Here is a 20,489-nt window from a genome sequence, read left to right on the forward strand (position 1 = left end):
AGAAGACAGAAAGGGGCTGGCAAGGCGCCAGCCCCCTTGTACCAATCAGTGCGGAGAACGCTGACGCGCAGTCTTGAGCAGGTCTTCCGGGGTGATGTGGCCGACCACCGATTTGGCCGCCGCGCTGCCGGGGAGCGGCAGGTCGAGAATGTGACCTTTCATCTTGCCGATCACGTGCATTTCGCAAGGCTTGCAATCGAACTTGAGGGTCAGCACTTCATCACCGTGCACCAGTTGCATCGGCGCGACCTTGGTGCGCACGCCCGTCACACCTTTGGCCTGTTTCGGACACAGGTTGAACGAGAAGCGCAGGCAATGCTTGGTGATCATCACCGGTACTTCGCCGGTCTCTTCGTGGGCCTCGTAGGCCGCGTCGATCAACTGCACGCCGTGGCGATGATAGAAGTCGCGGGCCTTCTGGTTGTAGACGTTGGCCAGAAAAGACAGATGCGACTCCGGGTACACCGGTGGCGGGGTGGTCTCGGCCTTGCGGCCACCGCGTGGGTGAGCCTTGATACGGGCTTCGGTCAGCGCCTCGATGGCGTCGCGGCGCAGGGTCTTGAGCTGCGAGTTGGGTACGAAGAACGCCTGTGGCGCGTCAAGCCTGACATCCTGGGCATGATAGATCGTGGTGCCCAGTTGAGTGAGCAGGTCGCGCAGCTGATCCAGCGCCTGCTCGGGTTTGTTGGCCGTGCCGAATGGCCCATCGAGGCCGACGGTGACGCTCACGCCTTCTTCGCTGGTGGCTTTCAGGCTCAAATGATCTTCGCGCAGCGTGACCTGCCACTGAACGCCGATACGACGCTCGGCCGAGGTCTTGAGCAGCGCCTGTTGCCAGTTGTGGTCCAGGTTGCGGTTCAGCGGATGATTAGGGCGTAGGCCGGAAAGGCCCGCGGGCATCTCGTTGGGCTCTACGCGATAGCGCCAGCGCTTCTGGCCGTCCTCTTCGAACTCGCCCTTGAGCTCGGCGATGTTGGCACGGAAGCCCACTACTTCACGCTTGATCTGCACATTGAGGCCATCGCCGTTGGACAGCGGCTCATGGGTCACGGCTATCAGGTCGCGCTTGCCGAGCTTTTCAACGGTGCCCACCGCCAGACCGGTGAAGGTCGGCGTATCGAACGCGCCGATGTCGATCTTGCGGTCGCTGACGAAATAATCGGTGCTGCCGCGATGAAAGGTCTTTTCCGGGTCCGGCACGAAAAAGTGCGCGGTACGGCCGCTGGAAGCAGGTGCGAGGTCCGTGCGGTCTTCGAGAATCTCGTCCAGACGCTGGCGATAATAGGCCGTGATGTTTTTCACGTAGCCCGCATCCTTGTAACGGCCTTCGATCTTGAACGAGCGCACGCCGGCGTCCACCAGCGCACGCAGGTTGGCGCTCTGGTTGTTGTCTTTCATGGACAACAGATGCTTCTCGAAGGCCACAACGCGACCCTGATCATCCTTTAGCGTGTACGGCAGGCGGCAGGCCTGCGAGCAGTCGCCACGGTTGGCGCTGCGGCCGTTTTGCGCGTGGGAAATATTGCACTGCCCGGAGAACGCCACACACAGCGCGCCGTGGATGAAGAATTCGATGGCCGCGTCGGTTTCGTCGGCGATTGCGCGGATTTCCTGAAGGTTCAGTTCCCGGGCCAGCACCAGTTGCGAGAAACCGGCCTGATCGAGAAACTTCGCCCGGCTCAGGGTGCGAATATCGGTTTGCGTACTGGCGTGCAGTTCGATGGGCGGAATGTCCATCTCCATCACCCCGAGGTCCTGCACGATCAACGCGTCCACGCCGGCGTCGTAGAGCTGGTGAATCAGCTTGCGCGCAGGCTCCAGTTCGTCGTCATGGAGGATGGTGTTGATGGTGGTGAAGATCCGCGCGTGATAGCGGTGCGCGAATTTGACCAGCTCGGCAATGTCACTGACCTCGTTGCAGGCGTTGTGCCGCGCACCAAAGCTCGGCCCGCCGATATAGACCGCATCGGCACCATGCAGGATGGCTTCACGGGCGATGGTCACATCCCGTGCAGGGCTGAGCAATTCCAGGTGGTGCTTGGGTAACGACATGGCAACGGGATCCGGCTGCGGGCAAAGCGCGCATTGTAGTGCCACAGACCGCGTGGTGCACCTGTTGCAGATTGCAGCAGGTGCCGGACTGACCATCGGCGCGCTTTCAGCGCGAGCGCAGGCGCAGAATCTTCGCCCCGTCACTGGGGTCGGTCAGCCAGTGCGCCACCACGCCGAAGGTGCTCAGCAGGCGTTCCGGGGTCAGCACCTCGAGCGGCGCACCCAGCGCGACCAGCCGACCCTTTTCCATGACCGCCACACGGTCGCAGTCCAGCGCCTGATTCAGGTCGTGCAGGGCAATCACGGTGGTCACCGGCAAGGCTCTGACCAGGCCGAGGATGGTCAGTTGATGCTGGATGTCCAGATGATTGGTCGGTTCGTCCAGCAGAAGGATCTGCGGCCGTTGCGCCAGCGCCCGGGCGATGTGAACGCGCTGCCGCTCGCCACCGGACAAAGTGTGCCAGGCGCGTTTTTGCAGGTGCAGCATGTCCACATCCTGCAACGCCTGGCGAACGATCGCGTCGTCCGTTGCGCTCCACGGCTCCAACGCCGACAGCCAGGGCGTGCGGCCCAGTTCGACGGCATCCAGCACGGTCACGGCGTCGCTGGTTTCAGCCTGCTGCTCGACCACCGCCAGCAGGCGCGCCACGTCCCTGCGGCTCAACGCTTCAAGTGCTTGCCCGTCCAGGCTGACCGAGCCGCTGACCGGCTTCTGAATACCGGCCAACAGCTTGAGCAGGGTGGATTTGCCCGAGCCGTTGGGACCGACCACGGCCAGGGTTTCACCGGCGGCAATGCTCAGGTCGACATCGCGCAGCAGCGCTGCGCCACGTACCGAATAACCCAGACCGGCACAACCGAGCACCGGTGCATTGAGCGGATGAGGTAAGGCGTTCATCGCGTGCTGTTGCCCCGGATAAGAATCAAAGCGAAGACCGGTGCGCCGATCAGTGCGGTAATCACCCCGATCGGCAGCGCCTGCCCCTTGATCAGCGTGCGCGAGAGGATATCGGCAGCGATCAGGAACAGTGCGCCGCTCAAGGCACTCAGCGGCACCAGCCGGGCATGCCGGACACCGACCAGCATGCGTACCGCGTGCGGGATCACCAGCCCGACAAAACCGATGGAGCCGACAATCGAGACCATCACTGCGGTGACCAGCGCGGCGGTAGTGATCAATATGATCTGCACGCGGCGTACCGCGATCCCCAGTGACGCCGCCGAGTCGCTGCCGAAGGTGAACGCGTCCAGCGCTCGCCGGTGCCAGAGGCACACCAGCAGACCGACCAGCACTGTCGGCACTGCCAGCCAGACCGAGTGCCAGCGCACGCCGCTGAGGTTACCCAGCAGCCAGAACATGATGCCGCGTGCCTGCTCGGAGCTTGCCGATTTGGTGATCAGAAACGAGGTCAGGGCATTGAACAGTTGCGAACCGGCGATCCCGGCCAGAATGATCTGCCCGGCTGCCGTGGTGCCGCGTGAAGAGTGCGCCAGCAGGGCGACCAGCGAAAATGCCGCCACGGCACCGACAAAGGCGCCGGCCGACATCGAGATTGCGCCTGCACCGAAGCCCAGAATGGCGACCAGTACCGCGCCGGTCGAGGCCCCTGCGGAAATCCCCAGCAGATACGGGTCTGCCAGCGGGTTGCGCAATAACGACTGCAACACCACGCCACAAATCGCCAGCCCGGCCCCGCAGGCGGCTGCGACAATGGCGCGGGTCAGCCGGTAGTTCCAGACGATGCCTTCGTCTATAGGGTCGAGCACATAGCCGGCGGCCCAGAGTTTGTTGGCCAGCACCTGAAAAACCACCTGCAGGCTGATCGAGGTTTCGCCGATCGCGGCCCCGATCATGATCGCCAGCACCAGCACCGCCGAAACCCAGAGCACATGACTCAATGCTATCGGCAATCTCATTTGGCAGCGTTGAAACGGTTGGCGGCGTCAGCCAGTTCCTCGAACCCGGTGAACAGACGCAGGCCAGCCTGCATGCCCTCGGCGTCGATGATCACGATCCGGTCATGCTTGACCGCGTCCATGTTGCGGGTCACCGGGTCGGTCTTGAGGAATTCGATTTTTTTCAGGTAATCGTCGGCCGGGAAACGGCGGCGATCCATGCGCGCGATGACCAGAATGCTCGGGTTGGCCTTGGCGATGGTTTCCCAGCCCACGGTTGGCCACTCTTCGTCGGACTGAACGATATTGCGCATACCCAGGCTGTTGAGCATGAAGTCCGGAATACCTTTGCGGCCTGCCACGAAAGGGTCGCTGGCAAGGTCGGAGCTGGAGAACCAGAACAGCGCCGAGACGTCGTTGGCCTTGTTCTGCCTGACGTTGGCAATCGCCGCGCTCAGGCGGGCCTTGAGGTCAGTAACCAGCGCGTCGCCGCGATCCTGCACATCGAAGATCTGCGCCAGTTGCTCGATGCTCTTGTAGATGGTCTCGATGCGGAAGGGCTCCAGACGTGTGCCATCGGCGCCGACCAGATTGTCCTTGCCTTCGCAGTCGGACGGCAGGATGTAAGTGGGTATCTTCAGGTCATGGAACTGCTCGCGGGTGCCGACCGCGCCCTGTTTGCCGACCATCCACTCCAACTGCACGGCCACCAGTTCCGGACGCTTGCCGATCACTGCCTCGAAACTGGGCTCGTTGTCGGCCAGGCGTTCGACCTTGTCGTTCTGCGCCTTGAAGCGTGGCAATACATTGTTGAACCACAGCGAAGTGCCGACCAGTCTGTCGCCCAGGCCCAGTTCGTAAAGCATTTCGGTGCCGGCCTGGCCAATGGTCACAGCCTTGGTTGGCGCATGCGTGAAGGTCAGGGTCGCGCCACAGTTTTCAAGGGTCAGCGGGTACTGAGTGGGGGCGGCAAGGGCCAGGGTGGACAGCGTCAGGCTGGCAGCGAGTGCGGCGAGGCGGGGCAGCGACATGGAATGCGGTCTCCGTTGGAGCAGGTGCCAGGGCGCAATGCACATCAGGAAACACATCCCCGGATGATGACCGGGCACGGCGGGAAATGCCGGCGCGTGCGGATGTCCTTCCCGGACACCCCGCCGGTTAGTGGGTTGAAGCGGGTCGGCAGGTCTCCTGACTGACACGTCATCGCCAGGCTCCGGCCTTCCCGGATCACGATCCAGTGGCAGTCATGGAGCAGGCTCGGTGCCTACAGTTGCGGGGGCAGTTTCGTTTTTCGCCTGGTGAGAAAGGCGTGCGAATTCCCTGTTAGTTCCTCTCGGAAACCGACGCGCGGCATGGTAAACGATAAGCGTTTTAGTGGCTAATCCTTTGCGCGCCGCAGCTTCAGCAGACGGTCGGCCAGGTCAAAATTGTCCGGATGGACACGGAGCTTTCCGGAAAAACGCTTAAATTATCTTCATGTTCACGCCCGTAAAACCGCAAAGCCCCATTCCAGAGGGCTCGCGTGAAAAATGTGGCGCTGGGCCACAACACGTTTTTCACATCTTCTTCACTGCATCGGGACGATGCTGAACCTATCTTGCCTGCATGGGAGCGGCGCAGACCTCGGGCACTCCCTGGGTCAACGCCAGACATAGGTTCATGGCAGGAGTGGTCCCTTGACCGACACGATAATCAACAAGAATGTACTGCCCCGTTCGGGCATCAGTCAGCGCTACAAGTTGCATCGGCACATCGTATCGATGTCTGTTGCCGTCGTGCTGACGGCTATCTGCGCATGGTTCTACTCGGCGTTCTCGGGCGTGCACGTGGTGGACCTGGGGGTCGGCAGCAACCTGAGCGTTTCCGGCCTTCGCGAGCATTGGCGGCAAGGCAATGTGGTGGTGATGATTCGCCATGCCGAACGCTGTGACCGCTCGAACAACCCGTGCATGAGCGACGCCGACGGCATTACCTCCAACGGCCGCGACGCCGTTCTGGCGGTGGGCGCCGGGTTGCAGAAAATGGGCATGGACCACGCGCGCATGATCGCCAGCCCCAAGACCCGCACGCAACAGACTGCGCAACTGTTGGCCGGGCACGCGGTGGCTGGCCAAGACTGGATCAACGACTGTGACAGCGGCTTCATGAAAGCGGTGCAGGCTCACAAGGTCAGCGGCGAGAACATGGTGCTGGTGACCCACAGTGGCTGCATCGACCAGTTCGAGCGCAAGGTCGGCGTACCTGGCGGCGAGCGCTCGAGTGAGTACGCCCAGGCGTTTTTCGTACAAATAGACGGCAGCCATCCGCCGAAAATTCTCGGCTCCCTGAATGCCGGGCAATGGGCAAACCTCAACCGCGAGCAATTCAATTGACGACATCTTCCAGCGCCAGGCTGCGGTTTTACGGCATCAACCTGGGTGTACCGGTGTTTTTCGCTTTACTGGTCTTCGTTACTTTCGACCTGACCACGATCGACCGGCAACTGACTGATCTGTTTTTTGATTCTACGGCCGGGGTGTTTCCCATAGGCCAGAGCCATTTGTTCGAGAACATCACGCACAGATGGGCGCGGATCCTTCCGAACTGGACCGGAGAGCTGGCGATCATCGGTGCGATGCTGTCCTTTGTCTGGCCGTTGCTGGAAAAATATGATGATTCGCGCCTCGCGAGGCGGCTGACGGGTTCTCGGTTGGGCACCTTCCTGCGCTTTGCACGCAGGCACCGGCTGGACTTCTTTTTCGTCATAGTTGCCTTTGCGCTGAGCACCGCCATGATTCATTACCTGAAGAGCCATACCGGCGTTTATTGTCCTGTCGAAACCACCTTGTACGGTGGCAGCCAGGCGCACATCGAGTGGTTCAGGAATTTCAACCTGCTGCACGAGGCCGGCGCCGGGCGATGCTGGCCGGGCGGTCATGCGTCAAGCGCATTCAGTCTGCTGGCCCTGTACTTCGTGGCTCGTCGCTACTGCTGGCGGCATTCGAACATTCTGCTGGCGGGCATTCTCCTGCTCGGGATGATTTACGGCACCACGCGGGTACTGCAAGGCTGGCACTTCATGTCACACACCTTCTGGGCGGGTATCGTGGTGTGGCTGAGTACACTGCTGGTCGCCTTGTGCTTCTATGGTCGATCAAGGTTGCAACAGCCGATTCACCAGGCGGTGGCCGTCAACAGACCTGATGCATTCGTCACGCAGCCTGCAGACTCATTGGTAACAGGTTCCCGGTCGGCCGGGTAGAAAGACAAGAAGGCGCGGCAATGAACATTCTGGTTATTGAAGACCACCGTGATATTCACGATAACCTGCTGGAATTCTTCGAACTCAGGGGGCATGCGGTAGAAGGGGCGCTGGACGGCCTGAGCGGGCTGCACCTGGCCGCCTCGAAACGCTTCGATGCGATCATTCTCGACATCATGCTGCCCGGCATCGACGGCAATCAGATCTGCCACAGCCTGCGCCAGTATTCGAAGTCGGAAGTCGCGATTGTGATGCTCAGCGCGCGCGATGAACTGGATGATCGGCTCACCGGTTTCAAGGTGGGGGCCGACGACTACATCACCAAGCCGTTCGCGATGTCCGAAGTGCTCGCCAGAGTCGAAGCGATCGTCAGCCGACGGCAGCGCCAGGACAACCGGATGATGGTGGTCGCCGACCTGCAGTTCGATCTGGACACCCTTGAAATCACCCGCAAAGGCGTGCCCTTGAAGCTCAACCCGACCAACATGAAGCTGTTGGAACTGTTGATGCGCAAGAGCCCGCATATCGTCAAGCGCTCCGAACTGGAAGAGGCGCTTTGGGGCCGTGATGCCCCGAACAGCAGCAGCTTGCGCAGCAACATCCATGTGCTCAGGCGGGTACTGGATGGCGGGCACGACACGCCATTGCTGCACACCGCCCATGGCCTGGGTTACAAGCTGTGCGTGCAGCGCTGAGGCGCGTTCAGTCGGCGTTGAACAGGCGCCTGACTCATTGCGATCAGGGTTCGGGGTGAAGAATACCTTTCACTACCGGATCAAGCAGGTGGCCGTGTGTGTTATGAACTGTGCCCCTGTCTGGCCGGAAATGGCATCCGGATGAACGAGCAGGATTTTTTTCTGCTCTGCTTGACTTCCTTTTCCGAATCAGTAACATAGCGCTCATTCCGCGATAGCTCAGTTGGTAGAGCAAGTGACTGTTAATCACTGGGTCCCTGGTTCGAGTCCAGGTCGTGGAGCCAGACAATACTTCAAAGGCAATGTATAAGGCCTTTGAACAAGAAAAACCCGCCTAATGGCGGGTTTTTTCGTTTTGGCGGTAATGCAACGCGGCTTCAGTATTCCTGGCTCGCGGCTCCTCAATACGGCGAAATAGTCCCCAACAAACCCACCGCAATCGCCAACAATAAAAAACCTATCAAAGAAAGTCCGAGCTTACCCATGAGCGTCTCCTGCTGATCGATCTGTCTGTAACGAGCCGCAGGCGTCGCTCTTGGCGGTTATCCTGCGCGTTTGAAAGCGCTGCCATTATCGTGCTCGGACTGATTCTGGTACAGATTCAGAAACGGCTTAAAAATACGGATCAGTTGCCTGTCCGCAAGGCATGAAAACGCTCAGAACGACGCGATGATACGCCCCAGCATCGCCATGGCCTGCTCGCTGCGTTCATCCCAGGGTGTGCCGTAGTTCAGGCGCGCGCAATTCTTGAAGCGCCTGGAAGCGGAAAAGATCGGGCCGGGCGCGAGGCTGATGCCCTGCGCGAGTGCGAGTTGAAAGAGCTGCAGCGAATCAACCTGCTCGGGGAATTCGAACCACAGAAAGTAGCCGCCGAGGGGGCGGGTGACGCGTGTCGCCGCCGGGAAATAGCGGGCGGCAGCAGCGAGCATCGCGCCTTGTTGCAGTTCGAGGGTGTCACGCAGTTTACGCAGATGGCGGTCATAGCCGCCGTGCTTGAGGTAGTCGGCGAGCGCGGCCTGGGCGGGGACCGAAGGGGAGAGGGTGGTCATGAGCTTGAGGCGGTCAATCTGCTCGGTGTAACGCCCGCCTGCCACCCAGCCGACCCGATAGCCGGGCGCGAGGGTCTTGGAAAACGAGCTGCAGTGCATCACCAGTCCGCTGCGATCCAGGCTTTTCACCGGGTGAGGCGCGTTGGCACCGTAATACAGTTCGGCGTACACATCGTCCTCGATCAACGGGATCTGCTGCTGTTCCAGCAGGTCGTAGAGCCTGATCCTGTTCGCCTGAGTCATGCTCGCGCCCAATGGGTTCTGAAAGCTGCTCATGAACCAGCAAGCCTTGATCGGCAGGCGTTTCAGGCTGTCCTGCAGCGAGTCGAGGTCCACGCCGTCACGCGGATGCACGGGGATTTCGACGGCTTTCAGCTTCAGGCGCTCCAGCACTTGAAGGCAGGCATAGAACGCCGGCGCTTCGATGGCGACCAGGTCGCCGGGCTCGGTGACGCACTGCAGGCACAGGTTCAGGGCTTCCATCGCGCCATTGGTAATGACCAGTTCGTCCGCCGGCAAGCGCACGCCACTGATCATGTAGCGCAGGGCGATCTGTCGGCGCAGCTCGGGATTCCCGGTGGTCATGTCGCTGACGATGCCTGCAGGCGTCAGCGCACGCACAGCTGACGCCATCGACTTCGCCAGGCTCGCCAGCGGATACAGGTGCGGGCTGGGAAACGCCGAGCCGAACGGTACGGTGTCCGGGTCCTTGAGCGAGCCGAGCACTGAAAAGATCAGGTCGCTGACGCCCAGTTCGGTACCTTCGCTGGTATGTCTGACCAGTTCAGGTTCGGTCAGTGCGTTGGCGGCATGCTCACGCACGTAATACCCGGAGCGTGCGCGGGCCTGAATCAGTCCCTTGTCTTCCAGCAGGTAATAGGCCTTGAAGACCGTTGCCGGGCTGACGGACCAGGTGCGACTCGCGACCCGTACGGACGGGACTTTTTCCCCGGCGGGCAGGACGCCGCTGCGAATCATTTCCGAGATGTCGGCGGCGAATTTTTCGTAGCGTTTCATAAGCGGCATCGAATCGACAAGGCTGCATCATGAGCGAAACCGGCCATAACGAACAGAGACACAACAGCTGTAAAAAACAGTATCAGATGGCTTGTTCACGTGTTTCAGGGGGTTGCGCCATCCGTCACTCAGGTCGTTCGGAGAGATGACTTACGCTTGAACCCCTCAAACGGATAGGTCTATGATGCCAGCGCCTTACGACCCATCGAAGGAAATAGACGTGCCCCGTTCCAACTGGCTGCCTACGCCGCCTTAGCGCTACGCCCCCCTCGCAACACCTGACTGCCTTCTTGCTGCAGTCGCCCGTTGCTGCGCCCGTTTTTTGGTCGCCGCCACTCCCAATCTGACTACTCAATCGAAAACCGATGCTCCTGCTCGTCCGGCAATCGCTGCCGTGCGTCTTGCTGCGTCTGTCACAGGTATTCCCATGTTAGAAAAAATCAAAGCTACGTGGTTTTCCAACGTTCGTGCCGATGTATTGGCCGGGCTTGTTGTTGCATTGGCCCTGATTCCAGAGGCCATCGCGTTCTCCATCATTACCGGGGTAGACCCGAAAGTCGGGCTTTACGCGTCGTTCTGTATCTGCGTGGTCATCGCTTTCGTGGGCGGGCGCCCGGCGATGATTTCTGCGGCCACCGGTGCGATGGCCTTGCTGATGGTGAATCTGGTCAAAGAGCACGGGCTTCAGTATTTACTGGCCGCCACCTTGCTCTGCGGCGTACTGCAGATCATCGCCGGCTATCTGCGCCTGGGTGAATTGATGCGCTTCGTTTCACGCTCGGTGGTTACCGGGTTCGTGAATGCACTGGCAATTCTGATCTTCATGGCCCAGTTGCCGGAATTGACCCATGTGACCTGGCCGGTGTACGCCATGACCGCAGCGGGCCTGGCAATCATCTACCTGTTCCCGCGTGTGCCGGTGCTGGGAAAGCTGCTGCCTTCGCCGCTGGTGTGCATTCTGGTGCTCACCGCGATTTCCATTTACATGGGGCTTGATGTACGAACCGTGGGTGACATGGGCGCAATGCCCGACAGCCTGCCGACCTTCATGTGGCCGGACGTCGCGCTCAACCTCGACACGCTGTTGATCATTCTGCCGTATTCCGCCGCGCTGGCCGTGGTGGGCCTGCTGGAGTCGATGATGACCGCGACCATCGTCGATGACCTGACCGATACCACCAGTGACCGAAACCGTGAGTGCAAAGGGCAGGGCATTGCCAATATCGCCACGGGGCTGATCGGTGGCATGGCTGGCTGCGCCATGATCGGCCAGTCGATGATCAACGTGAAGTCTGGCGGCAAAACACGTCTTTCAACCCTCAGCGCAGGTTTGCTGCTGTTGATCATGATGCTGTTTCTGGGTGAATGGCTGGCGCGTATTCCGATGGCGGCGCTGGTGGCGGTGATGATCATGGTGTCGATCAGTACCTTCAGTTGGGGATCGATCCGCAACCTCAAGGAATACCCGCTCTCGACCAACATCGTGATGGTGGTCACCGTGGTGGTGGTCGTGGCGACCCACAACCTTGCCTATGGGGTGCTGGTCGGGTCTCTGCTTGCCTCGATGTTCTTTGCCAGCAAGATCGCTCATTTCCTGGAAGTCACGTCGCATCGTGATCCGTTGCACAGCCATCGCACCTACTACGTGACCGGCCAGGTATTCTTCGCCTCCGCTGACCGTTTCATGGCCTCGTTCGACCTGCGCGAAAGCCTCGATACACTGGTCATCGATCTGCGCGAGGCGCATTTCTGGGACATCACCGCTATTGCCGCACTCGACAAGGTGGTTTTGAAACTGAGAAAAGCAGGTATCATTGTGGACGTTATCGGCATGAACCGCGCCACCGCCACGCTGGTGGACCGGTTTGGTGTGCATGACAAGCCGGACGGTATCGACTCGTTGATGGGGCACTGATCTGCGGGGCCGGGCAGACAGGCTCAGCCCGGAATCTCCAAGCGGATGACGGATCCTCCGCCTGGTCTGTTGCGGACCTCGATAGTGCCGTCATGCTCGAGGCAAATGGCTCTGGCGATGGACAGGCCAAGGCCGCTGCCTCCCGAATAGCGCGCCCGCGAACGTTCGGCACGCCAGAAACGGTCGAACACCTGTTCGAGGTTCTCCGGGCCGAAACCGGGGCCGCGGTCCGAGACGCTCAGTTCCATGCGCCCTGCGCTGGCTCTGCCGACAATCAGCAGTTCTCCGCCCATTGCCGAATAGCGCAGCGCATTATCGACGAGAATATTCACCACCTGACCGATCCGGTCACGGTCGGCGTTGACGGTCAATTTCCGCGGGATATCGATCGTCACGACGACACCGGCCTCATCGAGCGGTGCGGCAAACCAGCCCAGCCGTTCGACCACCAGTTTCTCAAGGGAAAACTCCGTCTTGTCCAGGGTCAGCTGACCCGCGCTGGCGAGCGAGAGCAGGTGCAGATCACTCACCAGTTTGTTCAACTGGCCGAGCTGGCGGTGGACCATTTCCAGTTGTGCCAGGTCACGCGGGAACACCTCGTCGATCATGCCTTGTATGCGCCCCATGGCGGCATTCAGAGGCGTACGCAGCTCGTGGGCAATCATGGCGCTGGATTCGCTGACTTCCAGTTCGTAACGGCCGAGCTGGGTGGTCATGGTGTTGAAGTCGCTGACCAGTGCCTGTAGTTCGTCCGGGCCGTTGGTGCTCATCGGCAGGCGTGTCTTGAAATCACCCTGGGCGACCTGACGTGCGCCTCTGGCAATCGAGGAGAACTGGCTTGAAAGCGGACGGGAAAACAGAAAGCCGAAGAATAGGATGATCGGGATCGCGATCGACACCAGCGCTGCCAGTACCCACCATTCCTTGTTGGCAATGCCCGGCAGCAGGTTTTCGATCGGGTAATACTCGACGAACAGTTCGCGCAGCTTGGCCATGTCCAGAGTGGGCTCGGCCTGCAGTCGAAGGAATTCCATGCGCACGTCGGCCGGCATTGCCTGCAGGGTGAGCCAGTCAGAGACCGTGACGTGCAGCCACATGCAAAACGCGATGACGATGACCGCACCGACGGCGAGCATGCTCATGCGCATGCCGACCCAGTGCCACAACGGTTTTTGTCTGTGCCTGAAAAAATGTCGCATGAGGATTACCTGAATCGATAGCCGACCGAACGGACGGTGACCAGCACGTTTTCCACGCCATGGATCTCCAGCTTGCGCCGCAGGTTATGCACATGCGCATCGACAACCCTGGCCAGCGCCTCGCTGTCGGGCAGGCAGATTTCCAGCAGTTCTTCGCGAGTGAAGGCCTTGGACGGCGTTTTCAGCAGCGTTGAAAGGATCTTGAACTCGGTAGGTGTCAGGTCGAGTACGGTCTCTGCGCCATCCTGACCTTCAATGATCGCGGTGACCGCATCCAGCTCCACCAGCAGGTTCTGGTAGCGCAAATGACGCTCGTTATTGCCGTTCTGCTGGGAGCGCCGCAGAACCGCGTGCACGCGGGCCACCACTTCCCGAGGGTTGTAGGGCTTGACCACATAATCGTCGGCCCCATAGCGCAAGGCACCGAGCTTTTCCGGTTCGTCGCCCATGGCGGTGACCATGATCACCGGCGTGTCGCTGCAGCGCCGGACTGCCGAAAGCACGTCCGTGCCACTGACAAGCGGCAGCATGACGTCCAGCAGAATCAGGTCGGGTTTCCACTGACGGTGCATATCGATACCGCGCTGACCGTTTTCGGCCAGCCCGACGTTGAAGCCGTCACGACGCAGGTAAGCCTCAAGAATGCTGGCACTGTCGGCATCGTCTTCAACGATAAGAATGCGTTTTCCTGACACGAGCGCGCCTCTTGATCAAATCTTGATAATTCACGAACGGTTTGTTGAAAGTCGACGTTCAGGATGCTGCCCAGAGCCCACTGTCGCGGACAGATCCTATGCCGATGAGTACACCGCTGTCCAAGCGTATCCGCAACCGCCGCCGGTATTGCCTGGCCATGCTGGCGAGCCTGGTTCTTTCGGGCTGCTCGTTGATACCGGCCTATCAGCGTCCAGCGTTGCCGGTCCCTGTCGATCAGGTGTCTGCTGTTGTCCCGGCCTCGAGTACTTCCGCCGACCTGACGCTCACTGCCGACGAAGAAGCGCTCGCTGCCGAGTTGTCGCCAAAGGGCGAGCTGCGCGGGCTGCTGCAATCGGCACTGGCGTTCAATCGCGATTTTCGTGTGGCGGTGCTGCGTGTGGAGGAGGCCAGGGCAATGCGCGGCATCACCCGTGCCGATCGTTTTCCGACCCTTGCTGCAGGTGTCGAGCGCGATCGTCAGCACTTCGATAATGCGGCCGCCGACGAGCGTTATGGCCAGGACATTTCCATCGCGTCGGTGGGCGTCTCTGACTTCGAACTGGATTTCTTCGGGCGCGTGCGTAGCCTGTCGGAGGCGGCGCGGCACGATTATCTGGCCAGCACGTACGGCCAGCAGGCGGCACGCAGTGCGCTGATTGCGGAAGTCGCCCGCGCCTGGCTGGCCGAGCGTCTGGCCGCCGCCGTGCAGCAGGATGCGCAGGCGGTTCACGAGGCGCGGCTGATGCTGGTCAAGGCGGCCGAAGAACAGCAGCGTCAAGGTGCACTTTCGCTGGACGATCTGATGGTTCAGCGCCTCGACACCCTGACCGCGCAACAGCAGGTACAGGATGCGGCAAGCGATCACGCCAACGCGTCGCAGGCCTTGTTGTTGCTTACCGGCTATTCGACAGCGTTGCCCGCGACTAAGCCAGATACCCCTGAGCTGACCGCCGCGTTGGTCGAGACGCCGGCCTGGCTGTCGAATTTGCCGTCTCAGCGCCTGCTGGAGCGTTTTGACATCCGCCAGCGCGAAGAAGCGCTCAAGGCCAGCAATGCCAACATTGGTGCTGCCCGTGCGGCGTTCTTTCCGTCCATAAAACTCAGTACCGGCGTGGGCTTGCAGAGCGACAGCCTGCGCACCTTGTTCAGCAACGGCAGCGGTGCCTGGCTGTTCACCCCGCAATTGAATCTGCCGCTGTTCGACGGCGGGCGTAATCAGGCCAACCTGGACCTTGCCAAGGTGCGTCAGCAGATCGCGGTGGCTGAGTATGAAAAGGCCGTGCAGAACGCCTTCCGTGAAATGTCCGCCGTGCTGACCCGCCGTCAGCAGGCCCTGAACCAGGTCCGCAACGAGGTCGAGCGGGTGGCGCTGGTCCAGGAAAAAGTGCGGCGCCTGTCCTTTGAACTCAATGCGGGCGCCGTCGAGCGCACGGCATTGCTGGTTTCCACTCTCCGTATTGCCGAAGCCGACGCAGCCGCTCGCAAGTCCCTCGATGCGCTGCAGCAAAACCGCATCGATGTGTTTCGAGTGCTGCGCGGAGCAGAACCGACAACCCCACCCCAATCCTGAATGAAACCGGAGTATCCCCATGAGCCCTGCAATCTCTCGTACTCACCTGCGCTCTGCGCTGCTTAAACCTGTGCTGACCGTGTTGATCACCTCTGCGGCCATGACCCTGGCCGGTCAGGCCTGCGCGCAGGACAGCACTGCTCAAGGCCAATCGATTCTGGGTGACCGGTTCAACGTCAATTTCGGGCTCGGCATGGCCGTGCTGCCGCGCTACATGGGGGCTGATGAATACCGCAGTCAGGTGGTGCCCATGCTGACGGTCCAGCGTGGCATCTTCTTCGCCGACACCACGCGCGGTCTGGGGCTGCAATGGCAGTCGGATTCCGGGTTCGGTGCCAGCGCTGCACTCAATTACGATTTCGGTCGTACCGAGAAAAACAGTACGAATCGGCCTGGTTCCAACGAGCTGATAGGGATGGGTACCGTCAAGGGCGCGACCGTTGGCGACTTCATGGTTTCTCAGCAACTCATGCCGTGGCTGTCCGTCAGTGCCGAGGCCGAACTGCGGGTGGCTGGCGAAAAGCGTGGCAATCGTTATCGGTTGGGTTTCGAGGGCATCGCCTACCACAGCCAGACCGACACGGTGACCCTCGACATCGATGCGCACGCCGGTGACGGTCGTTACAACCAGACCTATTTCGGCGTGAGTCCGATTCAGAGTCAGCGCACCGGCTTCTCCCGTTTCAACGCAGACAGCGGCATTTACGCGTACTCGGCGGCGCTCGCCTGGCAGCATACCTTCGACGCCCACTGGTCAACCGTCGCCAGCGTCGGGGTGACGCACTACACCGACCAGACCCGGGGCAGCCCGTTGGTCGAGACCGATGCCGAAGGCAGTGGCCTGATTGCCTTGAATTACGCTTTCTGAAGGGTTGAAGCCTGCCATGCGATTGAATCCTGATGCGTTTCCTGCTCTACGGCGGTGTGTGTCACGCGCTTGCGGCGTCGTACTGATCACTCTGATGATCAGTGGTTGCGGTGATAAACAGACGGCCAGTGCTCCGCCTGTCCGGGCGGTCAAGGTTGAGACGGTGCGGGCAGGAGAGGGCGCTGCGTTACGCTTCATCGGCACTGTTCGAGAGCAGGAGCGCGCCAGTCTGGCGTTTGAATCGGCAGGCACCCTGACAGAGCTGCGGGTCGACATTGGCGATAGCGTCAAGCCGGGCCAGGTGCTCGCCCGCCTTGATCCGCAGCCTGCGCAATTGCGCCTGCAGGAGGCGCAGGCCGCTTTGCGGCTGGCTCGGGCTCAGGCGCTGGAGCGCCAGCGTAACTACCAGCGTCAGCAAAACCTGCTCGCAGCGGGCAGTGTCGCCCAGAGCGTGGTCGAGTCGGCCCAGTCGTCCAGTGAACAAGCCAGCGCCGAGCTGATCCGCACGCAAGCCGAGCTGGACCTGGCCCGTCGCGAACTGGATCGCACCCGCCTGATCGCACCCTTTGCCGGGCGCGTGGTGGCCCGCCATGCACAACCGCAGAACTTGTTGCCCGCCGGGCAGGTGCTGCTGGATGTCGAATCCGCTGCAGAGCAACAAGTGGTGGCAGCTGTTCCGCTGGCACTTGCCGATTCGCTTCAGCCTGGCGACCTCGCCATGGCCTCGAATAGTGCAGACGGTACGGCAGGGTTTGATCTCGCCCTGGAAGGCATTTCGCCCCGAGTCGATGACGGGCTGGTCAGAACGGCCGTGTTCCGAGTGCTGCGGCCTGCCGGCAGGCTGCCCAGTGGCGTCACGCTGCTTGTGCAAATGCATCCCGCTGCCGACGCACAGGCACTGTCGGTTCCGGTGCAAGCATTATGGATGGGGACCAGCAGCCACCTTGCCGAAGTCTTCGTCTACCAGTCAGGAGGAACAGTCGCCGTCCGCTCTGTCACGCTGGGTACAGTCAGAGAAGGCCGTGCACTGATCGTCAGCGGGCTGGTCGCAGGTGAGCAGGTGGTCACTGCCGGCGCCGCCTTTCTGCAGGACGGTCAGCCCGTCACGCTGTTTCACTCAGACACTCGCCTGAGCGGTGCCACGCAATGAACCTTACCTCCCGCGCCATGGGCGCTAGCCGTTTGACGCTGTTTGCCGCCTTGCTGATTTTGCTGGCTGGTGTCGTTAGCTTTTTGAGCTTTCCTTCTCAGGAAGAGCCGTCGGTGACCGTTCGCGACGCACTGGTCAGCGTGTCTCTGGAAGGGCTGCCCGCAGAGCGCACCGAGGAACTGCTCGCCAGGCCGCTCGAAGAGCGTATCCGTGAACTGGCCGAGATCAAGAACGTGCTCACCACGGTCCAGCCTGGCCGAGTGATCGTGCAGGTCACGGCGTATGACAACGTCAAGGATCTAGGGCTGCTGTGGCAACGGCTCCGGGCGAAGGTGAGCGAAACGAGCGGTGCTTTTCCGCCTGGCACCCAAGGGCCTTTCGTCGATGATGATTTCGGTCGCGTCGCCGTGGCTTCGGTCGCGCTGACCGCGCCGGGTTTCACCATGAGCGAGATGCGCGGCCCGATCAAACGCTTGCGCGATCAGCTGTATGCGCTCAAGGGCGTCGATCAGGTCCAGTTGTATGGACTGCAGGATGAGCGCATTTACCTCGACTTCAATCACCAGACGCTGGCCGCCGCCGGACTTTCCCCGCAACAGCTGCTTCAGCAACTGCAGGCCCGCAACCTGATCGCAACGGGAGGCAACCCGGTCATCGGGCAGCAGAGCACCACGCTTTCGATCAGTGGCGAGGTGCTTTCGCCGGAGCAACTTCGGCAGTTCCCGGTGCAGTTGCCCAGTGGTCAGAAGGTCGCGTTGCAGAACCTGAGCAGGGTATCGGTGAGCCCTGTCGACCCGCCTGAAACCGAAGCGATCTATCAGGGACAGGACGCCGTGGTATTGGCCGTTTCGATGCAGCCAGGCCTCAATGTGCAAACGTTCGGTGATGCCTTGCGCAAGCGACTCGGTGAGCTGGAGCAGCAACTTCCGACGGGCTTTACCTTACACGTGGTGACCTTCCAGTCCAGCGTGGTCGAGCACGAGATGAGCAAGATGTATCACGTCATGGCCGAGACGGTTGTGATCGTGATGTGCGTGGTCATGCTGTTTCTGGGCTGGCGCACCGGGCTGGTGGTCGGGGTGATTGTGCCCTTGACCATCCTCAGTACGCTGCTGGTCATGCGCGCCCTGGGGATCGAGCTGCAGACGGTGTCGATTGCCGCGATCATCCTGGCCCTGGGGTTGCTGGTGGATAACGGCATTGTCATCGCCGAAGACATCGAGCGACGCCTGCATGCGGGAGAGGATCGACGGCGCGCCTGTGAGGAGGCAGGGCGCACCTTGATGGTCCCTCTGCTGACCTCTTCACTGGTCATCGTGCTGGCGTTTTCGCCCTTCTTTCTGGGGCAGACCAGCACCAACGAATACCTGCGGTCGCTGGCGGTTGTGCTCGCCACGACGCTGATCAGCTCCTGGCTGCTCAGCGTCACGGTGACGCCTCTGTTGTGCTTCTATTTCGCCAGGGTGCCGGCCGTCACGGCGTCGGCGGATGAGGCTGATGAGGCTGATGAGGCTGATGAGGCTGATGAGTATGCCTCGGTGTTCTACCGTGGCTATCGCAAGGTCATCGAGGGGTTGCTGAATCACTCGCTGCTCTTCATTGCCTGCATGATGGGGTTGCTGGCGTTGGCGGTCGTGGTGCTGACCCGGGTGCCGTACGATTTTCTGCCGAAGTCGGACCGCATGCAGTTCCAGATCCCGCTGGTGCTGGAGCCCGGCAGCAGCTCGCGTGACACGTCGCAGGCGGTGCGTGATATCAGCCAGTGGCTGAGCAGCGATCAGGATGTGGAACACAGCATTGGCTATGTCGCCAGTGGCGGGCCGCGTATCGTGCTTGGCCTCAATCCCCCGTTGCCCGCGCCGAATATCGCGTACTTCACTGTCAGCGTGCGCGAAGGCGCGAATCTCGATGCGGTGATCGAGCGCACACGGCATTTCATCCTCGCGCAGCACCCCGAAATCGAAGCGCAGCCCAAACGATTCTCGATGGGCACCACCGAGGCGGGGATTGCGGTCTACCGGGTCATCGGTCCTGACGAGAACGTGCTGCGCGGTATTAGCCGGCAGATCGAGCAGGCGTTATCGGCGTTGCCCGGAACCCTGGACGTCCACGATGACTGGCGGACCCGATTGCTGCGTTACGACGTTGTCGTCGATCCGTACAAGGCCTTGCAGGCCGGTGTTGCCACTCAGGACATCGCCCAGGCCCTGCAACTGAGAAACAGCGGGCTGTCCGTGTCGTCGCTGCAGGATGGCGATACTGCTGTCGCCGTTGTGGCGCGCGAGCAGAGCACGCTGAGCAAACCGGGCAATGATCTGGACAGCACATTGATTTACCCGGCTTCCGGGGGCGCGCCGTTGATGTTGTCGGCCATTGCCACTGTCGAGCCCAGGGCCGAGGCATCGACCATCCAGCGGCGTAATCTGCAAAGCGCGATCACGGTGGTCGGACACAATCCGTCAATGACAGCGACCTCGATCGTCGAGCAGTTGGCCCCGCAGATAGCTGCAATCAGCCTGCCGGCGGGTTACCACATCGAACCGGGTGGCGAAATAGAAGACTCGGCCGAGGCCAATCAGGCGCTGCTGCAGTACATGCCACACGCGCTGGTCGCGATGCTGTTGTTGTTCGTCTGGCAGTTCAATTCGTTCCGCAAGCTGCTGATCGTCATCTCCAGCGTGCCCTTCGTGCTGATCGGCGTGGCGCTGGCATTGGTGCTCACTGGCTATCCGTTCGGCTTCATGGCCACCTTCGGGCTGCTGTCGCTGGCCGGCATCATCGTCAACAATGCTGTGCTGCTGCTCGAACGTATCGAGGCTGAGCGCGAGCAAGGCCTGGCGGTGCGTGACGCAGTGGTCCATGCCGCGATCAAGCGCTTGCGGCCGATCGTGATGACCAAACTGACCTGCATCATCGGGCTGGTGCCGCTGATGCTGTTTGCCGGTCCGCTCTGGGAGGGCATGGCGATCACCATCATGGGTGGCCTTGCATTGGGCACGCTGGTGACACTGGGCCTGATTCCGATCCTCTACGCGCTGCTTTTCGACCGCTTCGAGCGCTGGCGCAAGGCGAGCTGAGCCATGACGGCCGGTGCCTGTGTAAGGTATGGTCCTGAAAAACCTCGACGAACCGAACACAAGG

At 61.0% G+C, this 20,489-nt stretch carries 15 protein-coding genes, 1 tRNA gene and 1 riboswitch; of the genes, 9 read left to right on the top strand and 7 right to left on the bottom strand.

Annotation, left to right across the window (positions count from 1 at the left end; all coding sequences use genetic code 11):
• Positions 1–45: 45 nt before the first annotated feature.
• The 4 genes from KBY02_RS12830 to KBY02_RS12845 form a co-directional block, all read right to left on the bottom strand.
• Positions 46–2,052, bottom strand: a complete 2,007-nt coding sequence (locus KBY02_RS12830; RefSeq protein ID WP_103712665.1) for a peptidase U32 family protein — start codon at positions 2,050–2,052, stop codon at positions 46–48.
• Positions 2,053–2,158: 106 nt separating this feature from the next.
• Positions 2,159–2,950, bottom strand: coding sequence for an ABC transporter ATP-binding protein (locus KBY02_RS12835; protein WP_058823061.1), 792 nt, complete (start codon positions 2,948–2,950; stop codon positions 2,159–2,161).
• The gene (locus tag KBY02_RS12840) at positions 2,947–3,969 is read right to left on the bottom strand and encodes a FecCD family ABC transporter permease (protein ID WP_096134840.1); all 1,023 of its coding nucleotides are present in this window, start codon (positions 3,967–3,969) and stop codon (positions 2,947–2,949) included. The genes KBY02_RS12835 and KBY02_RS12840 overlap by 4 nt, the downstream gene beginning before the upstream one ends.
• A complete protein-coding gene (locus tag KBY02_RS12845; protein WP_024639623.1) occupies positions 3,966–4,979 on the bottom strand; it encodes an ABC transporter substrate-binding protein in 1,014 nt (337 codons plus the stop codon). The genes KBY02_RS12840 and KBY02_RS12845 overlap by 4 nt, the downstream gene beginning before the upstream one ends.
• Before the next feature lie 129 nt (positions 4,980–5,108).
• Positions 5,109–5,308, bottom strand: a riboswitch (cobalamin riboswitch).
• Between the two features lie 316 nt (positions 5,309–5,624).
• On the opposite strand from KBY02_RS12845, the gene KBY02_RS12850 reads away from it, so the two are divergent.
• The 4 genes from KBY02_RS12850 to KBY02_RS12865 all read left to right on the top strand — a co-directional run bounded on the left by KBY02_RS12850 (position 5,625) and on the right by KBY02_RS12865 (position 8,168).
• Positions 5,625–6,320: a histidine phosphatase family protein gene (locus KBY02_RS12850; protein ID WP_096134841.1), complete on the top strand. Its 696-nt coding sequence runs from the start codon at positions 5,625–5,627 to the stop codon at positions 6,318–6,320.
• A complete protein-coding gene (locus tag KBY02_RS12855; protein WP_225650541.1) occupies positions 6,287–7,189 on the top strand; it encodes a phosphatase PAP2 family protein in 903 nt (300 codons plus the stop codon). Before KBY02_RS12850 ends, KBY02_RS12855 begins: the two co-directional genes overlap by 34 nt.
• Before the next feature lie 20 nt (positions 7,190–7,209).
• Positions 7,210–7,884: a response regulator transcription factor gene (locus KBY02_RS12860; protein WP_058823058.1), complete on the top strand. Its 675-nt coding sequence runs from the start codon at positions 7,210–7,212 to the stop codon at positions 7,882–7,884.
• A 208-nt stretch (positions 7,885–8,092) separates the two neighbouring features.
• A tRNA-Asn gene (locus tag KBY02_RS12865) sits at positions 8,093–8,168 on the top strand.
• A gap of 372 nt (positions 8,169–8,540) precedes the next feature.
• Here KBY02_RS12865 and mapR read toward each other — a convergent pair.
• Entirely contained in the window at positions 8,541–9,950 is a 1,410-nt protein-coding gene (gene mapR, locus KBY02_RS12870) for a GntR family transcriptional regulator MpaR (protein ID WP_192875120.1), read from the bottom strand.
• A gap of 427 nt (positions 9,951–10,377) precedes the next feature.
• On the opposite strand from mapR, the gene KBY02_RS12875 reads away from it, so the two are divergent.
• Positions 10,378–11,865, top strand: coding sequence for a SulP family inorganic anion transporter (locus KBY02_RS12875; RefSeq protein WP_096134843.1), 1,488 nt, complete (start codon positions 10,378–10,380; stop codon positions 11,863–11,865).
• A 23-nt stretch (positions 11,866–11,888) separates the two neighbouring features.
• On the opposite strand, the gene KBY02_RS12880 is transcribed toward KBY02_RS12875, so the two are convergent.
• Positions 11,889–13,064 carry a sensor histidine kinase gene (locus KBY02_RS12880; RefSeq protein ID WP_003407416.1) on the bottom strand — a complete coding sequence of 392 codons (1,176 nt, stop codon included), beginning with the start codon at positions 13,062–13,064 and terminating at the stop codon, positions 11,889–11,891.
• 5 nt (positions 13,065–13,069) lie between these two features.
• Entirely contained in the window at positions 13,070–13,759 is a 690-nt protein-coding gene (locus KBY02_RS12885) for a response regulator (RefSeq protein ID WP_003435879.1), read from the bottom strand.
• 98 nt (positions 13,760–13,857) lie between these two features.
• Here KBY02_RS12885 and KBY02_RS12890 point away from each other — a divergent pair, with 98 nt between their 5' ends.
• The 4 genes from KBY02_RS12890 to KBY02_RS12905 all read left to right on the top strand — a co-directional run bounded on the left by KBY02_RS12890 (position 13,858) and on the right by KBY02_RS12905 (position 20,425).
• On the top strand, positions 13,858–15,330 hold the full coding sequence (locus tag KBY02_RS12890) for an efflux transporter outer membrane subunit (protein ID WP_225650542.1): 1,473 nt from the start codon (positions 13,858–13,860) through the stop codon (positions 15,328–15,330).
• A 19-nt stretch (positions 15,331–15,349) separates the two neighbouring features.
• Positions 15,350–16,198, top strand: coding sequence for a MipA/OmpV family protein (locus KBY02_RS12895; protein WP_032657173.1), 849 nt, complete (start codon positions 15,350–15,352; stop codon positions 16,196–16,198).
• 94 nt (positions 16,199–16,292) lie between these two features.
• Positions 16,293–17,348 (top strand): efflux RND transporter periplasmic adaptor subunit, encoded by a 1,056-nt coding sequence (locus KBY02_RS12900; RefSeq protein ID WP_225650543.1) that lies wholly within the window; start codon positions 16,293–16,295, stop codon positions 17,346–17,348.
• Positions 17,345–20,425, top strand: a complete 3,081-nt coding sequence (locus tag KBY02_RS12905; RefSeq protein WP_225650544.1) for an efflux RND transporter permease subunit — start codon at positions 17,345–17,347, stop codon at positions 20,423–20,425. The genes KBY02_RS12900 and KBY02_RS12905 overlap by 4 nt, the downstream gene beginning before the upstream one ends.
• Positions 20,426–20,489: the final 64 nt, after the last annotated feature.

Source organism: Pseudomonas sp. P129, from assembly GCF_020312195.1.
In the GTDB taxonomy this organism is placed as follows: Bacteria; Pseudomonadota; Gammaproteobacteria; order Pseudomonadales; family Pseudomonadaceae; genus Aquipseudomonas; species Aquipseudomonas fragariae.